Raw genomic sequence first — 22457 nt, 5'->3', positions numbered from 1 at the left:
CCTTTTTTTTATTTGATTTTCTTAAGAGCAGGAAAAGCAAGCTTTCTCTTAGGATATGCCAAAGCGATCAATAAAGCAATCCCTGCAACCATTACATAAACAAATACAGGAACAGGGACAGGATCTCCAGCAGCATAAGAATGCATCCCTGAAAGATAATAATTCACACCAAAATAAGTCATCAGAATTGAGAAAAATCCAACAGAACTTGCTGTAGCTAAAACATAGGGCATATTTTTCAATCCAAGGAATCTAAGGTGCAAAATGATGGCATATACGCCAATTGAAATCAAAGACCAAGTCTCCTTAGGATCCCATCCCCAATATCTTCCCCAAGATTCATTGGCCCAAATTCCTCCCAAAAAGTTTCCTGCAGTCAGCATAAAGACACCAAGAATCATCGCCATCTCATTGATTGCACTCAATGACAAAATCGTCTGATCGATTTGGGGCTTATCCTCATTTCTTAAAATAAACATTAAAAGTGTCATCAAACCAAGCATAAAACAAAGTGCCAAGAATCCATAGCTTGCTGTAATAACAGAGACATGAATATTGAGCCAATACGATTTTAACACAGGCACAAGATTCCCAATCTGAGGATCCATAAACCCTAGATCAGCAACAAAAAGACAGATCCCTGAAAGGAAAAGAGATGCTGAAATAGCAAGACTTGATTTGCGGAAAAAGACTAATGCTGTAATCGAAGTTGCCCAAGAAATATACAGCATCGATTCATAAGCATTGCTCCAAGGTGCATGGCCACTAATATACCAACGCAAGATTAGAGCGACACTCATCGTTACACTCAATACAGCCAAAATTGTATAAAAACCACTTACCCATCTTAGATGCATTGTTTTGTTGCGGAAAATATAAAAGAGTGTTAGACCAAATAACGCAATTCCACCTAGCAAATAAGGGAAGATCAAATATTTGAATAGATTGTTTTTGTTTAGGAAAATTTCTGCTTTGATTTTAGAATCACTGGGGAATAAATCAGGACTAAATTGTTTTTGATAAGCCTTTAGCTCATCAAGTGCCTCTAGAGCTTGACCCCATTGGTGCTCCAAAACACCCATACTAAAACCCTTGACATAATCTTGCAAAATTTTTCCAATTCTTTGAGCTTCTTGCTTGTTGTTTTGAGAGAGTGCAAGCTGGATTGCCTGCAAAGGCTGATGCCAAGAATTGCTCCCCAAGGTGTCAGGGAATACCTTAAATACCTCTCCTGTATAGATCATATAGGCGAGGTTAATACGCTCATCTACAGCAATCACATCTTTATCAAAAGTATTTCTAGCAGATGGTTTTTTGATATTGGCCTCTTCTACATAGTTTTGCAAGATATATACGCCATCTGGTGTGAAAACCTCTCTAAATGAAAGATATCCCCCCTCTACTCCTAATAGCTTCTTGAGTTCGGGGTTTGAGATTTTGATCATTTTGAGCTTTTGGAAATCTTCAGGGAGCATCATCATCCCCAAAAATAATTGAGTATTGTCAAATCCCAAAAAACCATCTTTTTTGGTGATCTTATGAAGCAAATCGGTAGCTAGAGTATTGATAGGCTTAATGCGTCCGCCATAGTCTTGCACAAGTAAATCATCAAACTGTCGAGCAAATTCTGCAGAAGTGTTTTTTAGGTTGTTAAGCATCATTTCTGTCTTTTTCAAATCTTCTTGTGCATAGCTTGGATAGAAGCTGAATGCAGAAAAAACAAGAACACAAAGTATCTTTTGAGATTTGAGGAAAAATCCTAGCCTTCTAAAACGACCATTTGGATCCAAAAGCAACCAAATACATCCTAAGATCAAGAGCGCATAGCCCAAATAAGTCATATTTTTTCCAGGATCGTTATTGACAGAGAGAATAGTTCCTTTTTCGTCAGAATCATAAGAGGATTGGAAGAAGCGATATCCATCATAATCTAGCACATGATTCATATAGATTCTAAAAGGCTTGCTGATTTTGACACGATCATCAATGACCTCAACCTCTGATGCATACGAAGATGGGCTCATAGAACCTGGATAGCGCTCAAGTTGGAAGTCTTTCAGTGCGATTGAAAAAGGCAAAGCGATCTTTCTTATCCCCCAAGACAGAAGAAGGGCTTCATCTTGAGACTGAAGCATCACAGGCTTGCCCTCTAATCCAATCCCACCAATAAGCTCCACCTTCTCATTGCCACCATGAAAGTTGAGATTTAAAACCATTTTTGAAGTCATGTCCTTCTTGTTGGCAGACATCTTAGAAATATCTTGGACTTCAATCTCTAAGGGGGTGCCAAAAACAGATAATTCTTTTTTAAGCGTTTGTCCTGCAATCAGGTGCGCAGGGATATGAAAACTTTCTTGATAATTCCCCTTTTGAGCGATGATATTCAAATAAGTCTCACTTGAATAAATAAAATCTGATTTTTCCCCTTCACGAATATGCATCGTCCCTTCAAATCCAAAATATCTTGTAATCCCTGCTCCCAAAATAATCACAATCAAAGAAAGATGAAACAAAAAACTTGCATATCGTTTTCTTTGCCATGTTCTAAAAGTGATCAAACACCCCACAAGCGTGATGAGCAGATAAACATGCAAGATATTAAACCATAGCGTGTTATAAACCAAGGTCTTAGCAATCGCTGTCCCATAATCATTTTCAATAAAAGTTGCCACAGCACACGCAATTGCATATAACCCCATAAGAGGGATAGCACTCCAAAGGGAGGCAAATGCTATTTTTAAGACTTTCATTCAATCTCCTTCAATTTGGCGCCCAATGCCTCAAAAAAATCTTTTGGATTTTTAAACTTTTCATACTCTCTGCTAGCAATCATCTGCAGAATAACTTGCATTTGTGCTTGCGAAAAATATCCAGGCCATCCAAAAATCACATTTCCTTGAGAATCAAGAAAAATACTTGTGGGCGTTGGACGGATTCCATAATCTCTTGCAAGACTCATGGTCTCCTTTTGGCTCTTCTTTCCATCAAAATCAAGCTGATGAGTTTTGGAATAGCTTAGATTGATGTAGTAGGTTTGGAAATCTTTTTGAAGCATTTCTTGCGTCTTTGAATCGGCTTTGATTTCATCTTTTAGACGGTCACACCACTGGCATCCATTTTTTCCAAAAATCAACAAAACAAACTTACCCTTTGAAGCAATCATATCTGTATCCCCAAAAAGATGCTCCAATCCTGCATAAGAAGCTTTATCAAGGCTTTGTGTTTTTTGGATTGCTTCTTGAGAAATATTAGATTCTGAGGCTAAATTTTTCATATCTAATTTTTCATTCTTGCACCCCACAAAGAAAGCAAAAACAACACATATCAACACTATCTTTTGATATCGCATGGCAATTCTCCTTCTACTAAATTTAAAATCAACTCAACAAATTCATCACTCTCATTTGGACACGCACAAACCAAAAACTCCGCAACCCCACTTTCTTGAGCAGTTTGTCGCAACTCAATATCAAGCTCATAATGTGTTTCAGAATTGTCAATTGTAAAAGCCAAAGGATAAATCAAAACCTTTTTTCCTTTCATTGTTTTCACGACATCTTCTGTAAAAGGCTCGATCCATTTCATTGGCCCAAGCCTTGATTGATAGCTCAATAAAACATCTTCAAAATCCATTCCCTCTTGGTGCAAAAAGTCTTTTAAAATCTCCACATGATGCTGACATTCTTTTTGATATGGATCTCCTTGCTGAATAATGCTTTGGGGCAACCCATGAGCAGAAAAAATCAACACATAATCTTTTGGATCGCGATCTTTTAAAGCCTCACTGATCCTCTTTTGGATACAACGCAAGAATAAAGGGTGATCATAAAAACGCACAATCTCTTTTGTTTGGGGAGAAAAATTGAGATGATGCATGGATTGCTTAAAATCTTTGATTGAAGAGAGTGTTGTGGTGGTGGAGTATTGTGGATAAAGGCTAAAAAGCAAAAGTTCCTCAACTCCATTTTCTTGCAAGTCTTTTGCCACCATTTCTGCATAAGGAGGCGTATATCTCATCGCATAAGTAAAGATAAGATCTTGTCGTTTTTGGGCCAGTTTTTCAATCAAAGCAAAAGTGAGGGGAGTAATAGGTGACTTCCCTCCGATCTTTTTATAATTATCTTGAGCTTGAGATAAGCGTTTATTGACAATAAAACTGCCTACAAGCTTTCGTAAAAAACGACTTTTGATTCTTAAAATATGCTCATCATAGAACATATTTTTCAAAAAAGTCTCAACTTCAAACAGATTAGAAGGTCCCCCCATATTTAACAATACAACAGCGCGTTTAATGATCAATCCTTTCTTGCATAAATCAAAGCAAGCCGTAATCTTATAGAAAGAAAGTTAAAAATTCATAAGGATTTGTTTGACTTCTTGAGCGACATAGATAATCTCATCTGGTGAAATGATATAAGGAGGCATAAAATAGATCGTATTCCCTAATGGTCGCAACAAAAGTCCTTGTCTCAAGGCTCTCAAATAAAACTCATATCCTGCCCTTTGAGAAGGAGGGGCATCAAGATCAAAAGCCAAAATCATCCCAGTTTGCCTTAAATTTTTTACTTTTAGATTCCCTTGAATTTCGCTAAATGCATTCCAAATTTGAGTTTGTTTGATCGCATTGCTTTCTAAAATCTTTTCTTGCTCAAAAAGATCTAAAGTAGCATTGGCACAGGCAATCGCTAATGCATTCCCCGTATAGCTATGAGAGTGCAAAAACGCCTTTTGTGTCTCATAATCCCCATAAAATGCATCAAAAATATGGTTATGCGTCAAAACAACAGACAAGGGCAACATCCCCCCTGTAATCCCCTTGCTCAAACACAAGAAATCAGGAATCACACCGCATTGCTCAAATGCAAATAAGCTCCCTGTGCGCCCAAAACCAACAGCAATCTCATCAAAAATCAGATCAATTCCATATGCTTTGCACTTTTGAGAGGCTTTTTGAATATATTCTTTGGGATACATATGCATATTTCCCGCACACTGCACCAATGGCTCTAAAATAAAAGCACAAATTTTCTCCCCTTCTTGCCTGAGAATATGATCAAGAGCATCAAGTGCATTTTGAATATCATCTTGATTTTTTGGCGTTGGCGTGATTAGCACATCTAGCAAAAGAGGCTGGTAGGTGTCTTTATAGATTCCAACATCTCCTACACTCAAAGCTCCGATTGTCTCGCCATGATAGGAATTGCTCAATGCCAAGAATTTCTTACGCTCTAAGCGATGATGAAGCAAATGATGATGAAAACTCATCTTAAGAGCCACTTCAATCGCACTTGATCCATTATCAGCATAAAAACACTTATCAAAATGATTGCCAGCAACCTCAAGCAATCGATGCGAATATTGAATGATCCCCTCATGTGAAAACCCTGCCAACAACACATGATCTAACTTTTGGGATTGCTCCATAAGTTTTTTAACCAAATAAGGATGTGAATGCCCAAAAAGATTGACCCACCAACTACTAATGCAATCAATATAGGCCTTCCCCTCAAAATCATACAGATAAATTCCTTGTGCGCGAGCAATAGGGATAGGAGGAAGACGCTCATGATCTTTGTGTTGCGTGCAAGGATGCCAAATGCAATCCATATCTTTTTTGCTCCATTCATCATTGCTCATCTAAACTCCTCTTTTTTTGATTTTTATTTTCACACTCTCAAGGTATAATCCACACAATTATAATTCTTCTACTTTAGATTTTAAGGGTTGAGAATCTAGAAATAAACTTTTTGAAGGTAAATCATGATCGAATGGATGCAAAAGCATAAAAAGTGGCTCGTCATCACAATTTGGATTAGCACAATCTCCTTTATTGCTGCTGGTATGGTTGGATGGGGATCTTATAATTTTAGTCTCAATGAAAATGTTGTCGCCAAAGTTGGACAATTAGATATTACACAAAGACAGCTAGAAAATCGATACAGACAACTTTATATGCAATACAATGCAGATGGAAAAATGGATGCTCAAAAGGCACAAGAACTTGATTTGGAAAATCAGGCTTTAAAAAGCTTGATTGAGCAAGCGCTTTTGCAAAATTTTGCACTTGATTTGGGGTTGCGCGTTTCTCATCAAGAGATTATTGATGAAATTTCAAAACTAGATTATTTTCAAAAAGAAGGACAATTTGATGCCTCACTTTATAAAGAACTTCTAAAACAAAACAATATCAAACCTGCAGATTTTGAAGAAGATGTCCAAAATGACTTATTGATCAAAAAGGTAGCAAGCATCATCCCCTTTGGAGAATCAACACCATTGGAGCAAAACACTTTTTCATTCCCTCTTCAAATCCAAGATACAATCCAAATCAAAATTCTCACACAAAAAAATCTTCGCCCCAATATCACAGAAGAGGAGCTCAAAAGCTTTTGGCAAGCACACAAAAATCAATTTGAATACCCCTCTTCAACAAAGATTGAATACATCCTTGTCAATACAGATTCTCAAAAGCCTTCTGCTCAAGATCTTCAAAAGCTCTACAAAGACAATCAAAGCAAATACACAGATGATCAAGGAAATCTTCAAACATTTGCTCAAGTTCAGCAAACTCTACGCAAAGAACAGCAAGAAAATATGGCAGAGGAAAAAGCCCTAAGAGAGTATGTCGCACTTAAAAAATCAACAGAAAAATATGGGCAAGAAAGAATTCTTCTTGAGGAAGATAAGGATTTTGGAGTGGAAGTATTGGAGGCAATTGATCAAGGGCAAGCTGGAGAAACACTTAAGCCTATTAAGACAAATACAGGATTCCTTGTTGTCAAGATATTGGAAAAGACTCCAAGAAGTACAAAGAGCTTTGAAGATGCAAAACAAGAAGTGCTTACAGAAGTGCAAGCTCAAAAAACCCAACAAATGCTAGAACAACAAGCACAAAAACTTGTAGAGGAAGGCTTTGAGGGAGAAAAGCTTCAAGCAATCAACCAAGAAAGCAAAATCAAAGGTTTAAATCAAGAAGAAAACCAGCTTTTCCTCAATCATCTCTTCACCTCTACCAAAAAGCGTGATTATGTATCTTTACAATCAAAAATGATTGTTTTTGAAGTGCTTAGCCAAACCCTTTCTAAATCTTCTCCATTGGGACAAAAAAGTAAGCAGATTGTAAACTTTTATAAAGGACAGGTGATTTCTCAAGAGTTTTACAAATATCTTCAAAATCAATATAAAATTACAACTTTTAAGAAGGAGGGATGATAGACTTGGAGCCCTTAGAATTCAATAGTGTTGGAGCAAAAAATTGAAACAGATCGTGATGGCCATCGATATTGGCTCTTTTAACATTTCATGTGCAATTGCTGAAGTCACAGATGGGAATCCTAGGATCATTGGCGTAGGATTTGCAAAATCTCAAGGCATTCGAAAAGGAGCAATCACCAATATAGAACAAGCTGCTCGGTCTATCAAAAGTGCAATTTTAGATGCCAAAAGAATGTCTGGTGCTGAAACAAATCGTGCCATTATTTCTATTTCTGGAGTTTATGCAAAAAGTCGCAATAGCTCTGGAGTCGTTACGGTTCCAAGCGGAGAAATTGGGCACAAAGAAATTCATCGCGTCATTCAAGCTGCATTGCACAATGCAACAATCCCTGCAGAATATGAGGCGATCCATATTCTTCCTTATCAATTTATGGTTGATGAACAAGAATATGTTGATGATCCAAGTGGAATGAGTGGAAGTCGTCTAAAGGCGCTAGTGCATATTGTAACAGCACAAAAAACAGCTCTTGAAAATCTCAGACGCGTTGTAAAAGCTGCAGGAATTGAAATAGAAAATATTGTTCTCTCCTCATATGCCTCCTCAATTGCGGTATTAAGCGATGATGAAAGAGATCTAGGAGTGGCATGCATTGATATTGGGGGTGACACTTGCGATATCATGATTCATAGTGGTAACTCCATGTGTTATGATGGAATATTGCCTGTTGGATCCAACCATATCACCAAAGATATTGCTCATGCATGCAACACTTCCCCCAATGTCGCCGAGGATCTTAAAATCAACTACGGAGATATAGCTAGTATCTATGATCATGAGAACTCAAAAATTCTTGAGGTTCCAACAATTGGAGGAGAAAAAACCCAACAGATTCAATGCAATTTCCTTGCAAAAGTCATCTATGCACGATTAACAGAAACTCTAGGATTTCTTTATGGGATGATTGATCAAAATGAGCTAAAACACCATATTAGTGCGGGTATTGTTTTCACTGGTGGACTCACGCAACTTAAGGGGCTTGAAGATCTTATTAATGCATTTTTTAAAGACTATCCAACAAGACTTGCTCTTCCTAAAGAAGTGGAAGGAATGCCCGAGGAACTAAAAAACCCAATGTGTTCGGCAGTCGTTGGGCTTGTTTTATATGGCTCAGGTCGTTTTACAAATTATGAAATGGATTCAGAAAAGCGCCTAAAAACGAAAAAAAATAAACTGCTTGTAGAGGAAAATGAGCGCTTCTCCTATCCCCAAAGCCCAGAACTCAAAGAAGTAGGCGAAGAATTTGATCTCTTCAAGGAACCTTTGGCTGATGATATGAAGCTTAAAAAAGAAGGAATACTTGATAAATTCAAAAAGAAACTTGTAGAACTATTTTAAAACAGGAGGCAAAAACAGTGATAGAAAACATCGTTGAGGAAATCCAACCCGTATTTGGAGCAAAAATTACAGTCATTGGAGTGGGAGGAGGAGGCTCCAACGCTATTGCCAATCTTGTTCACTCTTCAGGAATCCAACAATGCATCAAGATCGTTGCAGCAAACACAGACAAACAGCATCTTGATAGCTCTCCAGCCCCTTATAAAATTCACCTAGGTGGAGGCACTATTCAAGGTTTGGGCGCAGGAATGAATCCTCAAGTGGGTAGAGAAGCAGCACTAGAAAGCCAAGAGCAAATTAGAGAAATGCTTGATGGCTCTCATATTGTCTTTATTGCTACAGGTCTTGGGGGAGGAACAGGGACAGGAGCTTCTCCAGTGATTGCACAAATTGCCAAAGAACTAGGAGCACTTACAGTTTCTGTCGTCACAAAGCCCTTTAGAAGCGAAGGACAAAAAAAAGCACGGCTTGCTGAAGAGGGATTAAAAAACTTACGCGAAGAGAGTGATTCTATCATCGTTGTGCCAAATGATCGCCTTAGATCTGTTATCCCTCCAAGAGCAGGGATCAAAGAAAGCTATAAGGTAGTAGATGGTGTCTTGATGCAAGCTGTAACAGGGATTGCTGGAGTGATGCTTAATTATGGTGAAAACGACATGAATGTTGATTTTGCCGATGTAAAAACAGTTATGGGACACAAAGGACTAGCACTAATGGGAATTGGTGAGGCAGAGGGAGATAATGCAGCAAGCGAAGCTGTCAAAAACGCTCTTTCTTCTCCTCTTTTGGACAATGTGTCTATTATGGGCGCAATGGGTATCTTGGTCAATTTTGAAATCAGTGAAGATTATCCATTCTTGGAACTTGAAGATGCATTTACAGTCATTGAAGAATACGCCAATCCAGAAGCTGATGTCAAATTTGGAACAATGACCAAAAATATATCAGGAGACAAAGTCCGCGTCACTATCATCGCCACAGGTTTTGAAAAAGAGGTTATGAAAGAAGAGGAAGCAAATATCAAAGAAGAAAAACAAGCTCAAAAGGCTATGCAATCTATTCGACACGAAATTGATGTCAAAAGTTTCATTAGACGTGATTTTGATCGTGAAGGAGCCAATCTTGATCTTGATGCTCCTTCTTACATGCGAGAAAAATAAAGTGCTCTTTTGTGCAATGCCTCATAGGTATTGCACACTCTTCCATAAATTACATCATCAAGCAAAGATTCTAAAACCTCCCCGATCTTCTTCCCACCAAATCCCATTTTTTTCAAATCTTCACCCTTGATTTGTAAATCTTTCAGACAAAAACACTCATCTCCAATCATAATAGCCTGCAACATCTGATAGATTCTTTTTGTATTCATGCCCATTAGTTTTTTGAGCTCTAAAAGCGCCATAAAACAATCATAGCCTATGGTTCGCAAAAGCATTTTGATAGCAATCATATCCTCCTCAAGCTTTATTGCTTTGTAGTCTATGAGAATCTGTGCACGTGTTTTTATCTCTTTTTTGATCACAAATCGATCAAGTGCCTTTTGAGTATCAAACAAATAAGCCAAAAGAAGAGAAAGATTCTCAATCCTATTCTGTTTGGGATGAGATAATTCAGGCAAAACAAGAGCAAAAATCTCACGATAAACCTTAAAAAACTGATGCAAATATCTTCCTTGAATGATTAAAAGCAACTCTTGAGCAATCCGCTCAAATGCAATCTGTTGCAATAAGTGCTTGTATCGTAAGGCTTCTTGCAGTGTTTCCTGCTCAGGAGCAAATCCAAATCTGCAAGAAAAACGCACTAAACGCAAAATCCTCAACGCATCTTCTTGAAATCTTGTGCTCGCATCTCCTACGCATCGCAAGACTTTTTTCTTGAGATCACATACTCCATTAAAATCATCCACTATCCCTCTTTGAGGGTGATAAGCAATTGCATTGATTGTAAAATCTCTTCTTTTAAGGTCTTTGTTTAATTCTTTGACAAATACAACGCGAGGATGTCGGAAATTTTGATATTCAAACTCTTCCCGAAAAGTCGTTATTTCCACGATCCCCTCTTGTGTCTTCACTCCTATCGTTCCATATTTTTCCCCCATAGCAATACAAGATGGAAAGATCTCTTTGAGTTCTTCTGGAGTGGCTGGGGTGCAGATATCCCAATCTTTAGGAGTTTGATCCATCAAAAGATCTCTCACACACCCCCCTACAAGATACGAAAAATGTCCATGAGATTCTAAAATCTCCAAAAGCTCAAGAATGCCTTGAGGAATGCCCCCAATCACCTAAAAACCCTTTTAAAGAGTGCATCAACATTTTTTGTGTAATATGCATAATCAAAACACTCACGGATACTATTTTCATCCATTTTTTCTCTCAATTCTTGATCTTGAAGCAAAAATTGCAAAAACAAACTTTCACCCAAATCATTTGTCGCATTCTCTCCATTTTGCAATGATTCCCAAACTTTCATCGCATTGTGTTGGACGATTGCATAACTTTGTTCTCTAGACAATCCTCTCTTGGGCAATTCAAGCAAAACACGCTGAGAAAATACAAGGCCTCCTGTGAGATTTAGATTTTTCAACATATTCTTTGGATACACCACAAGTTTTTGAATCAAACCCGTCAGACGCGCTAGCATAAAATCTGTCGTAATAAACGCATCAGGCAAGATAAAACGCTCTACTGAGCTATGGCTAATATCCCTCTCATGCCACAATGCAACATTTTCCATCGCAGGAAGCGCAAAGGATCGGATCATGCGACAAAGTCCTGTGATATTTTCACTCAAAACAGGATTGCGCTTATGAGGCATAGCAGAACTTCCCTTTTGTCCCGCCTCAAAGAATTCTTCTGCTTCATACACTTCAGTTCTTTGGAAATGACGGATTGCAACGGCTATTTTTTCACATGTTGAGGCCAAAAGAGCCAAATCACTGATCAATCTTGCATAGCGATCTCTTTGAATGACTTGATTACTTAAGGGAGCAGGAGAGAGATTGAGATCTTGACATACAAGCTCTTCAAGTTCCAAAGGAGAATGTGCCATATTCCCCATCGCCCCACTGATCTGCCCAACACTTATAAATCCCAAAGTCTGCTTTAGAGCCTGAAGATGGCGTGCCAACTCATCATACCAGATTCCAAGCACAAGGCCAAAAGTGATCGGCTCTCCATGGATTCCATGACTTCTTCCTACCATTAATGTTTCTTTATGCTCAATAGCGCGTGTTTTGATCGCTTCTTGCAAAGCCTCAACATCTTCAATAATCAACAGCAACGAATCACGCATTTGCAAAGCATTGGCAGTATCAATACAGTCACTGCTTGTAATGCCATAATGAATCCATCTCCCCTCTTCCCCCAAAGTCTTAGCCACAGAGGTTGTAAAGGCAATCAAATCATGTTTAGTAATTTTTTCAATTGCATCAATTTCTTGAAGATCATAAGTTGCGTGATCTAGTATCTTCTGACAGTCATCATCTGGGATAAGACCAAGTTGATTCCAAGCTTTGATTAAAGATTTTTCTACCTTGAGCCAAGCATCATATTTTGCTTTTACGCTCCACTTATCTGCCATTATCTCACGAGAATATCGCTCAACCATTTTTTTCCTTTGGGTTAGAATTGAAGAAGAATCCTACCCAAAAACACATTCCCCCCTCCCCCAAACTCAAACTACACCCTGATCAATCATCGCCTTTGCTACCTTCCTAAAGCCTGCGATATTGGCTCCCAAAACAAGATTTTTTTCATCATTAAACTCTTGAGCCACCGCTTTGATTTGTGCAAAGATCCCACGCATAATCTTCAAAAGCTTCGCATCCACCTCATCAAAAGTCCAAATACTCATACTTGCATTTTGCATCATTTCCAATCCGCTTGTTGCGACCCCTCCTGCATTTGCTGCTTTTGCTGGACCATAACAAATTTTGGAATCTACAAATAAATTTGTAGCCTCTTGTGTACAAGGCATATTTGCCCCCTCACTCACACATTGACAACCATTTTTAAGCAAAGTTTGCGCATCAAGGATATTGAGCTCATTTTGCGTTGCACTTGGGAATGCAGCAAAACAAGGCACACTCCACACCGCATTTTGTCCTTGTGGATATTCTGACACTGAAGTATAAATCGCGCTCTTTTTGATTTGAGCATATTCTTCAAGACTTGCTCGCCTTACCTCTTTGATCTCCTTTAAAAGCTCCAGATCAATTCCCTCTTGATCATAAATCATTCCTTTAGAATCGCTTGCTGTGACAGGCTTTGCTCCAAGAGCATAAAGCTTTTCAATCGTATAGATTGCGACATTACCACTCCCTGAAACACAACACACTTTTCCCTCTAAACTTTTTCCTTCAGCTTCAAGCATCGCTTGAGCAAAATACACACTTCCATAGCCTGTCGCTTCCTTACGCACAAGAGAACCTCCCCACTCCACACCTTTTCCTGTCAAAACTCCATCAAACCGATTGCTTAGACGCTTGTATTGTCCAAACAAAAATCCCACTTCTCTTCCCCCCACACCAATATCACCTGCAGGAATATCTGTATGATCCCCAATGTGACGATAAAGCTCATTCATAAAGGACTGACAAAATCTCATCACCTCATTTTCACTTTTTCCTTTTGGATCAAAATCACTTCCTCCCTTTCCTCCGCCCATGCGAAGAGTGGTAAGAGAGTTTTTCAGAATCTGCTCAAAACCCAAAAATTTAATCACATCTTCATTGACACTAGGATGAAAACGCAACCCTCCCTTGTATGGCCCAAGTGCGGAATTAAACTCAATCCGATATCCTTGATTGACCCTTACTCTTCCACAATCATCCACCCAAGGCACTCTAAAGGCAATACTTCTTTCAGGCACAACCAAGCGCTCCAAAATCGCATATTTTTCATAGATTGGATTGTGAGAAATCTCAACTTTAAGAGATTCCAAAATCTCGCGCAACGCCTGCAAAAAATAAACCTGATGAGGAAATTTCTCTTCACATGAAGAGATGACTTGTTCTACATATGACATCATCAACTCCTTGATCATAAATTATTTCAGATAAACATCTGCAATTTAGCACATTTTAGGAAATAGATTTTTTTACTTTTTATTACTTTTTATAATCCCAATGAAAAAATTGACCACAACCTTTCAATCTCACTATCATCTAGATGAATCGTTGAAGAAGAATCCAAAAAATCAAGCAATTTTGACTTCTCAAAATGATCTCCCCCAATACACTCTGGATGTGCAAACAAAAAAGCTCTGCCAAGGCTAACCCTCTCATCAAGCCTACCATTGCAAACAAAGCAACGATTATGATGCAACCTTGCATTTCTTCCTTCATAAACAATCAATCTAGAGCTCATTTCAAGCACAACGCGCATTGGATTTTGCTTTTTAAGGCAAATCCCTCCTTTTTCTAAAAGTTCAAAATAAAAAGGCTCTACTTCCACAATATCACGCAAATGATCTGCAAGAGACCTAATAAAAATCGCCCAAACATATGCCCTAATATATTCTCTCTCCCAAGAAAAATTTAATTCTGCAACATTGCGTAATTTGGACATAAAAATGCCATTGTTCTGCACATCAAAGTCAATCTTCTTCCCCACAGACAAAATGCTATGCCTCATCCCATAAAATCGATAAAGTTCCAAAATGCTATGCGGGGTTAGGATTCTTAAAATTAAATCTTGATTTTTGATTGCCCGAATTGAAAGAATAAATCCCTGCATAAACCCTCTTGTTGCATAAAATATTTTTTAGATTCTAACTAAGCCACTTATGAGAGATTGGAATTTTTATACAAAGTTTTGATAAAATTTCCGCCTCCAACAAGCTTGTAAAAGTGTTTTAAGGAAGATAAATGGGCTTGGAAAAATTTTTCAAGAAAATCACAATTGGCTCATCAAGAGCAACAAAAGAAGAGGCCCCTAGCCATTGGGTCAAATGTCCTTCCTGCAATGCAATCGTATATTACAAAGAAGTCTTAAGCCAATGCAATGTTTGCCCAAAATGCTCATATCACTTTAAAATTTCAGCACAAGAGCGCATTACATTGCTCTGTGATAGCTTTGAAGAACACGACAAAGAACTTGCACCAACAGATCCTTTGCGTTTTGTTGACAAAAAGAGTTATAAAAAACGCATCGAAGAAGGTATCTCTAAAACTGGTCGCCCAAGTTCTGTAATCAGTGGGGAAGGAGTGATCAATGGGGAAAAAGTTCAATTAGTTGTATTTGACTTTGCCTTTATGGGTGGGAGTTTGGGAAGCGTAGAGGGAGAAAAAATTCTTCGAGCTATCAAAAGGGCGATTGATTCAAAACAAGCTCTCATCATTTGCTCAACAAGTGGAGGAGCAAGAATGCAAGAATCCACATTTTCTCTTATGCAAATGGCCAAAACAAGTGCTGCATTAAATATCTTAGCAGAGCATAAGCTTCCCTTCATTTCTCTTCTGACTGATCCAACTTTTGGTGGCGTAAGTGCTAGCTTTGCTTTCTTGGGAGATATTATTCTTGCAGAACCTGGAGCCACGATTGGTTTTGCAGGTCCAAGAGTTATCAAACAAACAATTGGCTCTGACCTACCCGAAGGCTTTCAAACAGCAGAATTTTTGCTTGAACATGGGCTCATCGATATGGTTGTAGAACGCAAAAATCTCAAGGAAACATTATCAAACCTCATAAGGCTACTCAATCCAAATTATGAAAATCAATGTCTTCTCAATCGTTAAAAACGATTCTTTGAAACCTTTTTATCAAGATTACATCAAACAATGTCGTGGAATTGGAATCTCTCTTGAACTTTTTGATCTTTTTCCTGCTCATGTCGCTAAGGCCCAAAAAATTTCAGCCAAAGAAGCCCAAAAATCATACACGCAAACTTTTTCTCCTCACCTATCCCAACACAATGTTTCTCTGCATCCTCAAGGAAAAATGATGGATTCTTTTGAATTTGCTCAATTCTTGGAAGGCAAAAGCGAGATTTGTTTTTTTATTGGTGGAGCATATGGATTTGAAGAAGAATTCTTAAAAAAAACGACAAATATCTCTTTGAGCTCTCTGACTTTTTCTCATCAGATTGCAAAAATTATTTTATGTGAACAAATCTATAGAGGAGGAAGTATCAACGTAAAACACCCTTATCACAAATAGGAGAATAAACCATGGAAAGAAAAACGCTTGAAAAATTTAAAAAAACATTAGAAGAAAGGTTGTCTATTTTAGAGAGTCATATTGCAATTGCAAACGATTCCCTTCTTGAGATCAACCACCAGACACATGGGGATCAGGCAGATATGATCTCAGCAAATTCTCAGGGAATGCTTAATGCTTCTCTTCTGCATCAATATGAGGTTGAGGCAAAAGCCATTCAAAGCTCTCTTCAAAAGATTGAAAATGGTCTTTTTGGAATCTGCGAAATGTGCGGAGATGATATTGATGAAAATAGATTGTGGGTCAAACCTCATGCACAATACTGCATCATTTGCCGCGAAATCTATGAAAAAAGCATGTAAAAAGGACTAAGATGCGCCATTATTTCTTATATTTCATTGTATTTTGTATTCTAGTGGGAGGAGGCTCTTATGTTTTTAATTCTTCCCCTATCCCACTCTCTCTCTTTCAATACACTTTGTCTCTTCCCTTAGCCGTTTGGATTAGCCTTAGTCTTTTGATTTTTTTTATCGGATCTCTATTCTTCTTTGCTAGCGATTGGGCCAAAAAATTTCTCTTTGAGTATCGCCTAAAAAAAGATTTTGAGAATCTTATCGAGCAAATCAAAAATCAACTTTTAGAAAAAGAAGGGGCACAACTAGCCTTCAAAACTCCTTCCTTTCAAACACTCTCAAATATCTTGCAAAAAATAACAATGCATCCAAAACTAGGAACTCCGCTGAGTAAAAATACAAAAATCGATCATTTATTTTCAGATTTTGAAGAAATTGAAAAAGGAGGCATATCCACAAATCATCTCAAACCTCATTCAATATTTTGGGAAAAAAATCTCCAAAACAAGATTAAATCGGATTTGAAATTTGCACAAAAAGTTTTAGATGAAGATTATTCAGAATCTCTCAAGACTTTTGCTCTACACACTCTACTAGATCAAAACTCAATCTCTGAAAAAACAATCCAAAAACTCATTAAAGTGCAATTTGATTCCAAAACAACCTCTGAGCTTTTAAGATATTTTTTGCAACATGGATATCGATTGGATCAAGAAGCTTTTCTTAAGCTTTTTTCAAATCTTGATCAGCAAGCCATTATTCCGCTTATCCAAGAGCTCAAAAGCCATTTTGATCCAGACTTTTGCATTTCACTTTTTGCACGACTTGCATCACAAGATTCTAAGTTTTATGAAGCATATGCTTATGTACTTTTGGATTATTCTATGTTTGAAAAGGCCAAAGAATTTGTTTATGAGCATGAAAATCTTTTAAGGATTAAAGCATATATTTCCCTCCAAGAAAAAGGAGAAAATTATCCTTTAGAAATCTTTTTTTATTGATTTTAGTTCCTCTTTTTGGTAAGATTTTTTATTCCACCAAAAGAGGAACTCATGAAAAAAGCTCCTTTTGTCACAAAACATAATACCCCAATCACGCTTATCCCTTCTTCTTCATGCATCACTCAAACCTTTCCCTCAAAAGCACAACTTTCAGAGCAAGAACTTATCGCCCAAGCCTATCAAAATCAAACCCTTAACATACAAACATCCTATTATTCATATTTTTTCTACCAAAACCTTACACAAGAATATTTTGGCTTTTTTGCTCCAATCTTTTCTAAAAATCAAAACCCCCATACCCTTGACATCTTGCTTCCCTTGTGTTTTGAGACGCCTATGGCTTGTATCTTCCTTTCTCAAGATAAAAACTGTTTCTGCTTCTATCAGAATCAAAAACTTCTCTTTTATAAAGAATTTCAAGATGATTACTCTTTGTGTCTTCAACATATTAAGCTTTTATTTTCTTATGAAGTTTCAACAATTTACTGTCTCACTCACACAGGGGAGATGGCACAAATTCAGCATTTTCAATCCAAATGCTCTACCCCTATCACTCCCCTCTTATCCCTCTTTCATCAACAACTTGGCTTCTCACTCTCTCATCTTTCATCCCCCATCACACTCACAAACTTCATCAATCTTAATCCTTTGACCCAAAATACCCAAACTCGTCAAGCAAGCTTCTTTTGGGTAGGATTTTGTGGAGCCTTGGGAATACTTCTTAGCGCTATTTTGGGCTTATATCTTTATAAAAATTATCTTGTGCATTCTCTTAAAACTCTGCACCAAAAACTCCCTCCAGATTCTTCGCCGACTTCACTTCAAGCGTTTCAAACTATCCACTCACAAAATCAAGCAATGCTCTCAGCTCTTTATGATTTTTCTTTTAAAGAAGAGCAAAAACTCCTTATTCTCTCTAGGGTTCTTCCTTTTTTGGCTCCCCAAGATATTGTCTCAATCCGATATGAAAACTCTATTTTAATTCAACTCAGAAATACTCCCGATCTCACTCTGCTTACCTCATTTTCAAGCACTTTGGGATATCGATGCAAAATCTTTAAAGATGGAGAAAATATATCTTTGGAGATCTCAAAATTATGAATTTTCTTCGCACGCTCAACCACTCACTAGCATTCAGAACAAAAAGAGAAAAAGGACTTATCCTGATTGCCTGCATTTTAGGAATCTATGCTTTCTTTTTCCATCATTCCGTATTCTCTTGGCTTGAAGAAATTCAAACCCTGCAAAAACAAATCAAAGAATACAAAATTGCACTATCCTCCTCTCAAACTTCCCCGATCACACATTCATTCAAGGAAGAAGAAAGACTACATCGCAAACTTCAAGAGCTCATCCAAGTTCTCAACTCCCAATCCCTCCCTTGGAGCACGACACTCAAACAAATCAATAACTATGCACGCAATCACAAAATCACCCTGTGGAGCATTGATTCTCAAGATGAGGGTCGCAATTACACTCTTTTGATAAGTGGCAACACTTCTTTTTATGAGATATTTTCGTTTTTAGACTTTATTGAGCAACTCCCCATGATCCATATCCAATCCTTTGACCTCTTTGAAAATGGTAACTTTTCAATCACTCTCAAAAATCATATGATTTTTCCAACAGATTCAAAACACTCTAATCTAAACACTTCTAGCGTTATTGCATCTGTCAGAAAATCGCTTTTGAAAGATCAGCTTTCATTTGACACGCCACTCTCTGAAGATGCAGATTCTCAAAATCCAGAACAAAATCTCCAGCTTGAAGCAATCTTTAATCATCGCGCAAAAATCAATGGAATCTGGTTGCAAGTCAATGACACTATTGGACATTTCACCCTAACCTCTATAAGCCCACATTCCATCACTCTTAAATCAAAAAATCAAGAAATCACACTAACACTCTCTAAAAAAAGTATTTTTCAATGAGATCTATCTGGAGTGCTTTGCTTTTATCCTGTATTCTTCACTCGCAAGATTGCACTCAGCTTTTTACATTGCAATCTAAAGACAAATTAAATTCTCTTGAAATTTTAGAAGAAGTAGCACGCGCTTGCAAACTCAATTTGATCTATACAGATTCTTTGGCTCAAAAAATCCTTGCTCAAAATTACCCCAAACTCTATATCAACAACCTTCCTGCAAGCACATTGATCGATCTTATTTTAAGCGAATCTCATTTGCACTACTCTTTTAAAGAGAAGATTCTGAAAATCACCTTCTTACACACACAAACTTATGAAATCAATTATGTCTCCACTTCTCGTATGGGATCTTCTAGCACAGATGTGGTTTTATCACCCAACCCCTCCTCTCAAGATATTTTTCCTCACTCTAATGATTTACAAAATTCTTTTCCCAATCCTACTGCACTTTCCAATACAGGACGCAGCGGAACAAAAATCTTTTCTGTAGATGAAAACAACTTTTGGGGAGACCTCTATAAAGAAATCACAGAAATCGCATATCGACCAGAGGATAAATTTATCGATCAAATTCCCAAATCTATCACAATCAACAAAAATGCTGGATTGCTTACCATTACCGCCACGCAATCTCAGCACAAAAGAATCAAAGCCTATCTAGATCGACTCCATCAAAAAATGCACGCTCAAGTCTTAATTGATGTGCATATTTTTCTTATCAAACATGAGAAATCCAACACTGCTGGAATCAACTGGAATGAGTTTTACAATCTTGGCAATCTTATGATTCCCTCCCCAAGCCTATCTGGAGGAAGTAGCTTGATCCAAATTGGTAATCAAGGAATTAATATGGAACTCAATATTCTTTCTCAAGGCACAACCCTTAATCGAATCATTGAATTTTTGCAAACCTATGGGGTGACCAAATCCCTTAGCAATCCCAAGGTTCTTACGCTCAATAACCAACCCGCTATCATCTCTGTAGGAAGCGTCTTGCGCTATACGCAAAACTCCATATATCAAAGCTCATCTCAAGGCTCTAATATCCAAAACTCCATCGAAACCTATCCTAGTCTTTTTGCTGGAGTTTTGCTTGATGTTACTCCCTCTATCCAAGGAGATGAGATTATTTTAAAAATCAATCCATCTATTACACGCACCAAAAATGCCTCACTTGAAAATGAGCCCAATGCACTCAAAACTCCCCCGAATCTCTCCACTAATCAGCTCTCTTCTTTGGTTAAAGTCAAAAATGGAGAAAAAGTTGTTTTGGGAGGACTAATCTCAGAACTTGAAAACAAAAAAGAGTTCAAAATCCCCATTTTGGGAGATATTCCTTTGCTTGAATATCTTTTTAAATATCGATGGAGCAATCATTTTAGCGAAGAAATGGTGATTATCATTTCTCCCAAAATCATCCATCCATACAAAAACAACAAAACTCCAACTTCATCTTTTCCCCAAGATTTCAAAAATCTTCTCAAAGAAATACGCATTCAAGCTCTAGAAGAGAAATATGCCAATGAATCCAAAGCTTCCCAATAACCTCTCATTTTCTTCTGTTGTTCCCCTTGAGATCTGCAAAAAACTCTCTTGTTTTATCTTCTCTGATCAAGAAAAACTCATCATCGCAACTTCTCAGATTCAAAACGTTCCTCTCTTGCAAGATATTCTCACACTCCAATACAAAAACCTACCCATTATCCAAATCACACAAAAAGAGTTTGATTATCATATTTCTTATGCGCAATCTCTAGAACAATTTCACGCTCTCTTATCGCAAGTCGCACAAGATGAAGATCTTGCTATTCAAAAACTGATTGATTTTATTTTTCAAGAATCAATCCGATGCAGGGCAAGTGATATTCATATTGAAAGCACCTCTTCTGATGCCTCAATTCGTATCCGAATCGATTCAAATATGCAAGAACTTTTTGTACTTCCTCAAGATTACTTCTCTCTCCTAAGCTCTAGCCTCAAACTTGAATGCTCTCTAGATATTCATGAAATGCGAAAACCTCAAGATGGAAGACTTTCTCGTCAATTTGATGGAATATCTTATGACTTTAGATTCTCTTCTCTTCCCACAACAAAAGGAGAATCTCTTGTGATACGCATTCTTTGCAAAGAGCATCAAACCTTTGATTTGACCTCTCTTGGATTTTCCAAAGATCTCAAGTTTGATTTTCCTTATGGATTGATTTTTGTGACAGGTCCTACAGGAAGCGGAAAAAGTACAACTCTTTATGCAATTTTAGAATCTCTAAAAAGTGTTGAGAAAAAAATCATCACGCTTGAAGATCCCGTAGAATATGACCTTGAACTTCTCACACAGGTTGCGATCAATGAAAAATATGGCTTTGGTTTTGCCCAAGCATTACGCTCCATTCTCCGACAAGATCCTGACATTATTATGGTAGGAGAAATCAGAGACTATGAAAGCCTCTCTCTTGCATTGCAGTCTGCGCTTACGGGCCATCTCGTCCTTTCAACACTTCACACAAACGATGCGCTTAGCACAATTGAACGCTTGCTTGATATGCAAGCCAAACCCTATCTCATCGCATCAATCCTGCATTTAATCATCGCTCAAAGGCTTGCAAGACAACTATGCCACCACTGCAAGATTCCAAATCCTAATCCCCCCTTAGATCTTATCCCCAAGCGCTTTCATTCCAAAACTTTCTATCAACCTCTAGGATGTCCGCAGTGCAATTTCAAAGGCTATCAAGGCCGAATATTGCTCTATGAATCACTCAAGATCTCTTCGCAATGTAAACATCTAATCTCTTTGCAAGCCCCAAAAGAAGAGCTTTTGCGTCTAATTCAAAAAGAAGGGTTTGTTTCTATCTTTGAATATGGGATACTTCAAGCTTCACTTGGACGCACAAGTCTTGAAGAAGTCTTTAGGATTGCACATGAGATATAAAATCACAACACTTAAAAACACCTCACTCCATCACTATACCCTATGGGCAAACTCCAAAGAAGATGCACTCTCTAAAGCCCGACAGAGAGACCAAATCACACCGCTTCATATTGAAGCAAAACCGATCTTTTCTCTTGCACCCTCTCATCAAGATATTTATATTGCACTCAAACAATTCCACATTATGCTTCTTGCCAACCTCCCACTTCAGCAATGCATCACATCAATCGCTCAAAATACATCCAACAAAAAACTATCTTGTATTTTTGAAAATATTTCAAATTCTTTAGAAAATGGATTAAGTCTTTATGAGAGTTTTATGCCTTATGAAAACATCTTTGGAAAATTAACCCTAGTCATGATTGAATTTGGGAGCAAAAGCGGGAAACTCTGCGAATGTCTAGAGCTTCTTCTTGAAGAGCTCCACTCTCAAGAAATTGCAAAAAAAGAGATCAAAAAAGTCTTGTTTTATCCCT

General features: G+C 37.7%; 20 protein-coding genes. 12 read left to right on the top strand and 8 right to left on the bottom strand.

The features are described 5' to 3' along the window. Positions 1 to 8: 8 nt before the first annotated feature. From ccsA to LW137_RS06740, 4 genes are read right to left on the bottom strand one after another with little or no spacing between them, the layout of a single operon-like run. On the bottom strand, positions 9 to 2750 hold the full coding sequence (gene ccsA, locus LW137_RS06755) for a cytochrome c biogenesis protein CcsA (RefSeq protein WP_233034735.1): 2742 nt from the start codon (positions 2748 to 2750) through the stop codon (positions 9 to 11). Beyond that, complete coding sequence (locus tag LW137_RS06750) at positions 2747 to 3349, bottom strand: thioredoxin fold domain-containing protein (protein ID WP_233034722.1); 603 nt, start codon at positions 3347 to 3349, stop codon at positions 2747 to 2749. Before LW137_RS06750 ends, ccsA begins: the two co-directional genes overlap by 4 nt. Continuing rightward, positions 3331 to 4332 carry a ferrochelatase gene (gene hemH / locus LW137_RS06745; RefSeq protein ID WP_346344798.1) on the bottom strand — a complete coding sequence of 334 codons (1002 nt, stop codon included), beginning with the start codon at positions 4330 to 4332 and terminating at the stop codon, positions 3331 to 3333. Before hemH ends, LW137_RS06750 begins: the two co-directional genes overlap by 19 nt. Before the next feature lie 15 nt (positions 4333 to 4347). Further along, positions 4348 to 5637, bottom strand: coding sequence for an adenosylmethionine--8-amino-7-oxononanoate transaminase (locus LW137_RS06740; protein WP_233034718.1), 1290 nt, complete (start codon positions 5635 to 5637; stop codon positions 4348 to 4350). A gap of 123 nt (positions 5638 to 5760) precedes the next feature. Here LW137_RS06740 and LW137_RS06735 point away from each other — a divergent pair, with 123 nt between their 5' ends. The 3 genes from LW137_RS06735 to ftsZ are packed head-to-tail and all read left to right on the top strand — an operon-like array spanning position 5761 to position 9771. Beyond that, positions 5761 to 7212, top strand: a complete 1452-nt coding sequence (locus LW137_RS06735; RefSeq protein ID WP_233034716.1) for a peptidylprolyl isomerase — start codon at positions 5761 to 5763, stop codon at positions 7210 to 7212. Positions 7213 to 7255: 43 nt separating this feature from the next. Beyond that, positions 7256 to 8611 carry a cell division protein FtsA gene (ftsA, locus tag LW137_RS06730; protein ID WP_233034714.1) on the top strand — a complete coding sequence of 452 codons (1356 nt, stop codon included), beginning with the start codon at positions 7256 to 7258 and terminating at the stop codon, positions 8609 to 8611. A 20-nt stretch (positions 8612 to 8631) separates the two neighbouring features. Continuing rightward, entirely contained in the window at positions 8632 to 9771 is a 1140-nt protein-coding gene (ftsZ, locus tag LW137_RS06725) for a cell division protein FtsZ (RefSeq protein ID WP_428845623.1), read from the top strand. Here ftsZ and LW137_RS06720 read toward each other — a convergent pair. From LW137_RS06720 to recO, 4 genes are all read right to left on the bottom strand, one after another. Beyond that, on the bottom strand, positions 9753 to 10895 hold the full coding sequence (locus LW137_RS06720) for a CCA tRNA nucleotidyltransferase (RefSeq protein WP_233034704.1): 1143 nt from the start codon (positions 10893 to 10895) through the stop codon (positions 9753 to 9755). The two genes, ftsZ and LW137_RS06720, sit on opposite strands and share 19 nt — an antisense overlap. Beyond that, positions 10892 to 12220 (bottom strand): adenylosuccinate lyase, encoded by a 1329-nt coding sequence (purB, locus tag LW137_RS06715; protein ID WP_233034702.1) that lies wholly within the window; start codon positions 12218 to 12220, stop codon positions 10892 to 10894. Before purB ends, LW137_RS06720 begins: the two co-directional genes overlap by 4 nt. A gap of 66 nt (positions 12221 to 12286) precedes the next feature. Next, a complete protein-coding gene (gene gdhA, locus LW137_RS06710) occupies positions 12287 to 13639 on the bottom strand; it encodes an NADP-specific glutamate dehydrogenase (protein ID WP_233034700.1) in 1353 nt (450 codons plus the stop codon). Between the two features lie 89 nt (positions 13640 to 13728). Further along, positions 13729 to 14349 carry a recombination protein RecO gene (recO, locus tag LW137_RS06705; RefSeq protein WP_233034698.1) on the bottom strand — a complete coding sequence of 207 codons (621 nt, stop codon included), beginning with the start codon at positions 14347 to 14349 and terminating at the stop codon, positions 13729 to 13731. A gap of 131 nt (positions 14350 to 14480) precedes the next feature. Between recO and accD the strand changes: the two genes are divergently transcribed. The 9 genes from accD to LW137_RS06660 form a co-directional block, all read left to right on the top strand. After that, positions 14481 to 15350, top strand: coding sequence for an acetyl-CoA carboxylase, carboxyltransferase subunit beta (gene accD / locus LW137_RS06700; RefSeq protein WP_233034696.1), 870 nt, complete (start codon positions 14481 to 14483; stop codon positions 15348 to 15350). Beyond that, a complete protein-coding gene (locus LW137_RS06695) occupies positions 15322 to 15771 on the top strand; it encodes a 23S rRNA (pseudouridine(1915)-N(3))-methyltransferase RlmH (RefSeq protein WP_233034694.1) in 450 nt (149 codons plus the stop codon). The genes accD and LW137_RS06695 overlap by 29 nt, the downstream gene beginning before the upstream one ends. An 11-nt stretch (positions 15772 to 15782) precedes the next feature. After that, positions 15783 to 16133, top strand: coding sequence for an RNA polymerase-binding protein DksA (gene dksA, locus LW137_RS06690; protein WP_233034692.1), 351 nt, complete (start codon positions 15783 to 15785; stop codon positions 16131 to 16133). An 11-nt stretch (positions 16134 to 16144) separates the two neighbouring features. After that, positions 16145 to 17125 (top strand): hypothetical protein, encoded by a 981-nt coding sequence (locus tag LW137_RS06685; protein WP_233034598.1) that lies wholly within the window; start codon positions 16145 to 16147, stop codon positions 17123 to 17125. A gap of 51 nt (positions 17126 to 17176) precedes the next feature. Beyond that, complete coding sequence (locus LW137_RS06680; protein WP_233034595.1) at positions 17177 to 18226, top strand: hypothetical protein; 1050 nt, start codon at positions 17177 to 17179, stop codon at positions 18224 to 18226. Beyond that, positions 18223 to 19056 carry a hypothetical protein gene (locus LW137_RS06675; RefSeq protein ID WP_233034588.1) on the top strand — a complete coding sequence of 278 codons (834 nt, stop codon included), beginning with the start codon at positions 18223 to 18225 and terminating at the stop codon, positions 19054 to 19056. Before LW137_RS06680 ends, LW137_RS06675 begins: the two co-directional genes overlap by 4 nt. Continuing rightward, complete coding sequence (gene mshL, locus LW137_RS06670; protein ID WP_233034586.1) at positions 19053 to 20597, top strand: pilus (MSHA type) biogenesis protein MshL; 1545 nt, start codon at positions 19053 to 19055, stop codon at positions 20595 to 20597. Before LW137_RS06675 ends, mshL begins: the two co-directional genes overlap by 4 nt. After that, positions 20575 to 21981 (top strand): GspE/PulE family protein, encoded by a 1407-nt coding sequence (locus LW137_RS06665; protein WP_233034584.1) that lies wholly within the window; start codon positions 20575 to 20577, stop codon positions 21979 to 21981. Before mshL ends, LW137_RS06665 begins: the two co-directional genes overlap by 23 nt. Then, on the top strand, positions 21971 to 22457 hold a 487-nt coding region (locus LW137_RS06660; protein WP_233034582.1), incomplete at its 3' end, for a type II secretion system F family protein. The genes LW137_RS06665 and LW137_RS06660, both read left to right, overlap by 11 nt.

Origin of the sequence: Helicobacter kayseriensis (genome assembly GCF_021300655.1) — a bacterium.
GTDB classification, from domain to species: domain Bacteria; phylum Campylobacterota; class Campylobacteria; order Campylobacterales; family Helicobacteraceae; genus Helicobacter_G; species Helicobacter_G kayseriensis.
The sequence above is the reverse complement of the archived record's forward strand: the minus strand, read 5'-3'. Positions and strand labels throughout refer to the sequence as shown.